Source organism: Streptomyces sp. SM11, from assembly GCF_002910905.1.
Lineage (GTDB): Bacteria > Actinomycetota > Actinomycetes > Streptomycetales > Streptomycetaceae > Streptomyces.
Window position 1 is genome coordinate 1 of sequence record NZ_NEUE01000095.1, and the last position, 5,370, is coordinate 5,370.

The following is a 5,370-nucleotide window of genomic DNA, read 5'->3' on the forward strand; positions in this document are numbered from 1 at the left end:
GATGCTGAACGGAAAATCGACCTTCGGGAGGGCAGGCGGCAGCATCCGGGCCGCCTGCGGACCGGATGACGGTGACCGGACGGTCAGGCTGCTGTCGGAGTGAGGGCGACTTGGTGGCCGAGGGCTTGGAGCTGGCGGACGAGGTCGCGGGTCTTGCGGGCGGAGTCGAGATGGCGCCGGTGCCAGTCGGCACCAAGCTCCTGACAGGAGGCGTCCGGGTCGTTGATCAGGTGCCAGGCGATGATGAGTATCGAGCGGGCGACGGCGACGAGGGCTTTGGCGTGTCCGCGGCGTTTGACGATCCTGCGGTAGCGGGCGCCGAGGAAGGTGTCGGTGCGGGCGGCGGCGTTGGCGGCCTCGCCGAGCGCGCCCTTGAGCCAGGGATTACCCTGTCCGGCCGGGCCTGTGGTGTGTTTCGCGCCGGATTGGATGGTTCTGGGGCACAGCTTCGCCCATGAGGCCAGGTGCTCGGGGGTGGGGAAGCGGCTCATGTCCGCGCCGATCTCGGCGACAATGGTCTGCGCGGTGGTCGGCCCGATACCGGGAACGGCATCGAGACGTTCGACCAGGACTCGCGCACTCACCGGGGCGGCAGGCTCGTCATCGGCGCCCGTGCCGTCGTGCGGTGTGGTGATCTCCTCCAGCGTCCGGGCTATGAGCCGGTCGAGTTCGTGGACCTGTGTGGTCAGATGATCGACCGTGGCCAGCAGCACCCCGAGCAGCCGAGCGTGGTGGTCCTCGAACTGGCCGGTCAGGGCTTCCACCAGCAGCGCCTTCTTCTTGACCAGGCTGCCCTGGGCAAGCTCGGCGAGGGCACGCGGGTTGCGTTCACCGGCGACCATGGCGTCCATCATGGCCCGCCCCGACAGGCCGAACAGATCCGAGACGGCCCCGGACAGCTTGATCTGCGCGTCCTGCAGGGCCTTGTCCACTCGGTGCTTGTGCCGGGTGCGTTCCTGGACGAACACGGTGCGGGTGCGGGTGAAGTCCCGCAGCTGCCGGACGGGTTCGGGCGGGACGAACGAGGCCCGGACCATGCCGCGTTCAGCGAGCTTCGCCAGCCAGACCGCGTCCAGCCTGTCGGTCTTGGGCCGGCCGGGGACGTTCTTCACGTCACGGGCGTTGACCAGCCAGCACTGAAGGCCGCGGGCTTCCAGCAGGTAGAAGAAGGAGCGCCAGTAGTTGCCTGTCGCCTCCATCACCACGCGCTCGACGCCCTGGCAGACGAGCCGGTCTCCGAGTTCCAGGATCGCATTGGTGGTCGAGGCGACGTTCCAGACCTGCTGGACGCGCCGGCCCTCGATGGTGTCGTGCGGGACGCGCAGGCAGACCATCCCCGATGCTTTGGCGATGTCGATCGCCGCGACCCTGCCCACCGTTCCGTCGTCGTGATCCTCTCTCAACTCCTCCATCACACACTCCCTGTCGTACTCGCGCGGGCGGGGGCTGCCCGGAGAGCCTGAGGGGAACGGAGAAGCTGATCGGCGTGCTCAAGGCGACAGTGTGCGGCCCCTCGGACGACTCCCTCACCAGACTCCTATGCGGGCTCACAGCCCAAACATCGATCGGCGTCGGCGGACAGCCCCCGTACCGATTTTCACGCCCGCGAGGCGTCATCCGCAGGTGAACGGCTGACTCCTATGAAGTCACAAGCGCCCGTCCGGCCGCGTGCGTGGTGACGCCGGGCGGGCCGACAAATCCCAGACAGGACAGTCGAGACGTCAGTCAGTCGGAGGGTCAGACCCACCGGCGGCGTCACCACGAACATCATCACTGTCAGTCGAGCAGCCGATGCAGCGGTCATGGCGGGGTGCCCGCTGCCGTGGAGTCGGCGTGTCCACCGGCGCAGCCAGAAGAGCGGGAAACGGCGGACCAGGAGACCGGTTACGCCGTCACCAGCCTCCGCTCCCACCAGGCCGGCCCCGCCGCCCCGGGCGGACACGCCCGCCGGCACCGGGAATCGCATGTTCCAGGCGGCACGCCAGAGACGCGGTGACTCAGATGGTGACACTCCGGTCACGATGGAATGAGTGATCTTGTTCAGCTCGCTCGGGCCCGGGTAGCTTTCCCGGACGCAAGCAAAACGATCATGGACGATCGAGGCCTGCCCGACTTGCGCATCACTATCTCTGTCTCTCGAAGGGGATCCCTGGGTGGTAATTCCCGAAGGTACGGTCACGCCGGAATCGAGGCCCCGTAACCCGGATGTGAGCCTCGCGGAGCACACCAGGCCGGGAATGACCGCCGACGGGGCGCCCAGCGAGGGCGGCCGTTTCCCGTGGAAGCGGAGCAAGCCTTCAAAAGCCGCCCACTGGTTCGCCGGCGTGGCGGCTTTGGCCGCCGTCATCATCGCAGGCCTCTTCCTGCACCAGCCCGACGAGCGTCAAACCCATGCCGAGCAATCAACAACGCTGAACTCATCAACGCCTCGGGTATGCGCCGGTAGGACTGCTCGTTGCCACCTGCTCTCCACAGGGATATGGGCGGTCGTCTACGCGCCGATTCGAGGTGTGGAGGAATCGCACGCCTCGTCCGGTCCGATGCCTGAAGAACGAGACGGATTGGTCTTCTGGGATCCTGGAGGCCCCGGGCTGATCCCTCTCGACGCAGGACTCACGAGGTCGCAGCTCCCTTCTTGGCTGAAGAACGCGACCGTGGCGATGTTCGTCGAACCTTGGGCCGTACACGAGGTCAGCTCAGCTTGCCTCGGGAGCTTGGCGAGCGTATCCGCGGGCGGCGAGCTCTCCGACCAGCAGGTCGAGGAATGGCCTGCTCAGTTCAAGGACGCTTGCGATGTCGATCTGTACCGTCTCGATGGCGCGGAGTATGAAAAGTCCTTCAAGGAGCTGAGCAAGAAAGAGGGAAAGATTTCGGGTGTCTACGCGCAGTCGTTCGGCGCAGTCCGGGCAAGTGCTGTCATGCCGGAGCTGAAGCGGACTGACGGCTGGGCAATCATGGATGCACCTGCCCCACCGCCGGGCACGCACGCAACCACGCTGATGGTCGAGCGAAGCCTCGCACTGGAAGAAGGCTTGCAAGACATCATGGGGTGCACGCACAGCGGCGCATCCGTCGATTGCCGGAAAGAGCTTCATCGGACGCTACGAGAGATGGGGAGTGACACGACGACTCCGACCGGCCTCGCCGGCGGTGTCGAGGAGTACGAGCGGATGACCGCCCTCCTCTCGCTGTCCACCAACATGGCGAGCAACAAGAAGCCTCTTCGTGAGATCTTGACCAACTGGCCGAAGCTCAGCGCGGCTGACCAAGAAGTCATCAAGTCGGGAAGTCACGCGTTCACTCGACGTCACGGCGACAGTCAGGTTCTGCCGGATTTCGTCGGATACATGGCCAACCTCTGTCCGGCGTACACCGGATGGGGAGCGGGGGCGGGTTCGCCGGAGAGGAACCCTCTCGGGGCGGCGCTGTCCCGTATGCACTATGCGTGCTCGGTAATGCCAAGCGATGAAGACTCTGCGTGGACGCTGACGGAAGCAGAAGATGCACCGCGCCTGCTTCTGCTGGAGAACTCTCACGACCCGGTCACTCCGCCGAGTACGGCGAGAGCCTGGGGTGATAAGTACCCTGACGCTGATCACGTCGAGTACGAGTACTTGGGGCATACAAAAGCACCCGAGAAGCTCAGCGAAGAGATTTCGGCTTGGCTCGCAGGAGTAAGCACTGAGCGGACGGATCGTTCCTGAGCCCGGATCCACCGGTTGATGTGCGGCGGTGATGTTGCCGGGAACGAGGAAGTGCCCTGTGACCTGCGATGATGGGAGTTCTCTACGCTTCCAGCACGCACGACCAACAGGGCACTTCTGAGATGCAATCTTCCCATGCCGCGGCGAAGGTCTCCGCACGGTTCGATGATCCGAATCTGATCGCGTACGGCGGGCTCGCGCCGCTGGTGCGCCTGGCCGAGCGGTGCGGCCTGCCCGGCCTGGTCAGCGAGCTGATGCGGCTGCCGGCCTCGAAGAACGGCACCGGTTCCTTCCCGGCCGCCAAGGCGATGGCCCTCATCGCGGGCATGGCCGCGGGCGCGGACAGTATCGACGACATGGACCGGCTGCGGCACGGCGCGATGCGGCGCCTGTTCACCGGGGTCCGCGCCCCGTCGACCCTCGGCAGCTTCCTGCGGTCCTTCACCCACGGGCACGTGAAGCAACTACATGCCGTCGCCCGCCGGTTCCTGCCTCGCCTGGCCGCGCACACCCCGCTACTTGCCGGCGCCGACACGGTTGCCTACCTCGATCTGGACGACACCATCAAGCCGGTCCACGGCTATGCCAAGCAAGGTGTCGGCTACGGCTACAACAAGGTCAAGGGCCTGAACGCGCTGATCGCGACGCTGTCCACGCCGCTGGCCGCCCCGGTCATCGCCGCAACCAGGCTGCGCCGGGGCAGCGTCAACTCGGTGCGCGGAGCAGGATCGTTCGCCGCCGAGGCGGTCCGCACCGCCCGCGCGTCCGGTGCGACCGGGATGCTGACCGTGCGGGCGGATGCGGCCTACTACGCCGCCGAGGTGGTCGCCGCCTGCCGGGCGCTCGGCGCCCGCTTCTCGGTCACGGTGCGGATGAACGCCTCCGTCAAGCAGGCCATCGCCGCTATCGACGAGATGGCCTGGACGCCGATCAAGTACCCCAAGGCGGTGTGGGACAGCGAGGAGGAACGCTGGATATCGGACGCCGAGATCGCCGAGATCGAGTACACCGCCTTCACCTCGAAACCGAAGAAGCAGCAGGTCACCGCCCGTCTCATCGTGCGACGCGTCAAGCGCCTGAACCCCGCCACCGTGCCCGGGGGCCAGGGCGAGCTGTTCACCGCCTGGCGCTACCATGCCGCGTTCACCGACAGCACGCTGCCGCTCATCGACGCCGAGCGTGACCACCGGCGCCACGCGATCGTGGAACAGGTGATCTCCGAGCTGAAGAACGGCCCGTTCGCACACGCCCCCTCGAGCAGCTTCCAGGCGAACGCCGCCTGGCTCGCACTGGCTGCCCTCGCCTTCAACCTGACCCGCGCCTGCGGAACGCTCGCCGGCACCTTCCACGCCCGCGCGACGTGCGCGACCATCCGCGATCACCTGATCAACGTGCCCGCCCGGCTGGCCCGTTCAGCCCGCCGGCTCACCCTGCACCTGCCCGAACGCTGGCCCTGGCACGACGCCTTCGAAGCCCTCTTCCACGCCGTGAACACCCCGCCCCAACCGTTCTGACCAGGCCGTATCCGACCCGCCCGCCAGGGCCCGAGAGCTGTGGACATGTGGAAAAGCTGGGCACACCAGCGGCCACCCCATGCCCGCCGCCAGACGCATCGCCTCGATCACCGAAAACGATCACTCACGAAACGAGCCGGTGGATCCGGGCT

At 66.7% G+C, this 5,370-nt stretch carries 3 protein-coding genes; 2 read left to right on the top strand and 1 reads right to left on the bottom strand.

Features of this window, described 5'->3' with window-relative positions:
* Window positions 1-83: 83 nt before the first annotated feature.
* Window positions 84-1,412 (bottom strand): IS110 family transposase, encoded by a 1,329-nt coding sequence (locus B9S58_RS06105; protein ID WP_103531105.1) that lies wholly within the window; start codon window positions 1,410-1,412, stop codon window positions 84-86.
* Window positions 1,413-2,237: 825 nt separating this feature from the next.
* On the opposite strand from B9S58_RS06105, the gene B9S58_RS06110 reads away from it, so the two are divergent.
* Complete coding sequence (locus B9S58_RS06110; RefSeq protein ID WP_146063468.1) at window positions 2,238-3,704, top strand: alpha/beta hydrolase; 1,467 nt, start codon at window positions 2,238-2,240, stop codon at window positions 3,702-3,704.
* A gap of 122 nt (window positions 3,705-3,826) precedes the next feature.
* Window positions 3,827-5,218 (top strand): IS1380 family transposase, encoded by a 1,392-nt coding sequence (locus tag B9S58_RS06115; protein ID WP_103531107.1) that lies wholly within the window; start codon window positions 3,827-3,829, stop codon window positions 5,216-5,218.
* The last annotated feature ends 152 nt before the right edge of the window (window positions 5,219-5,370 follow it).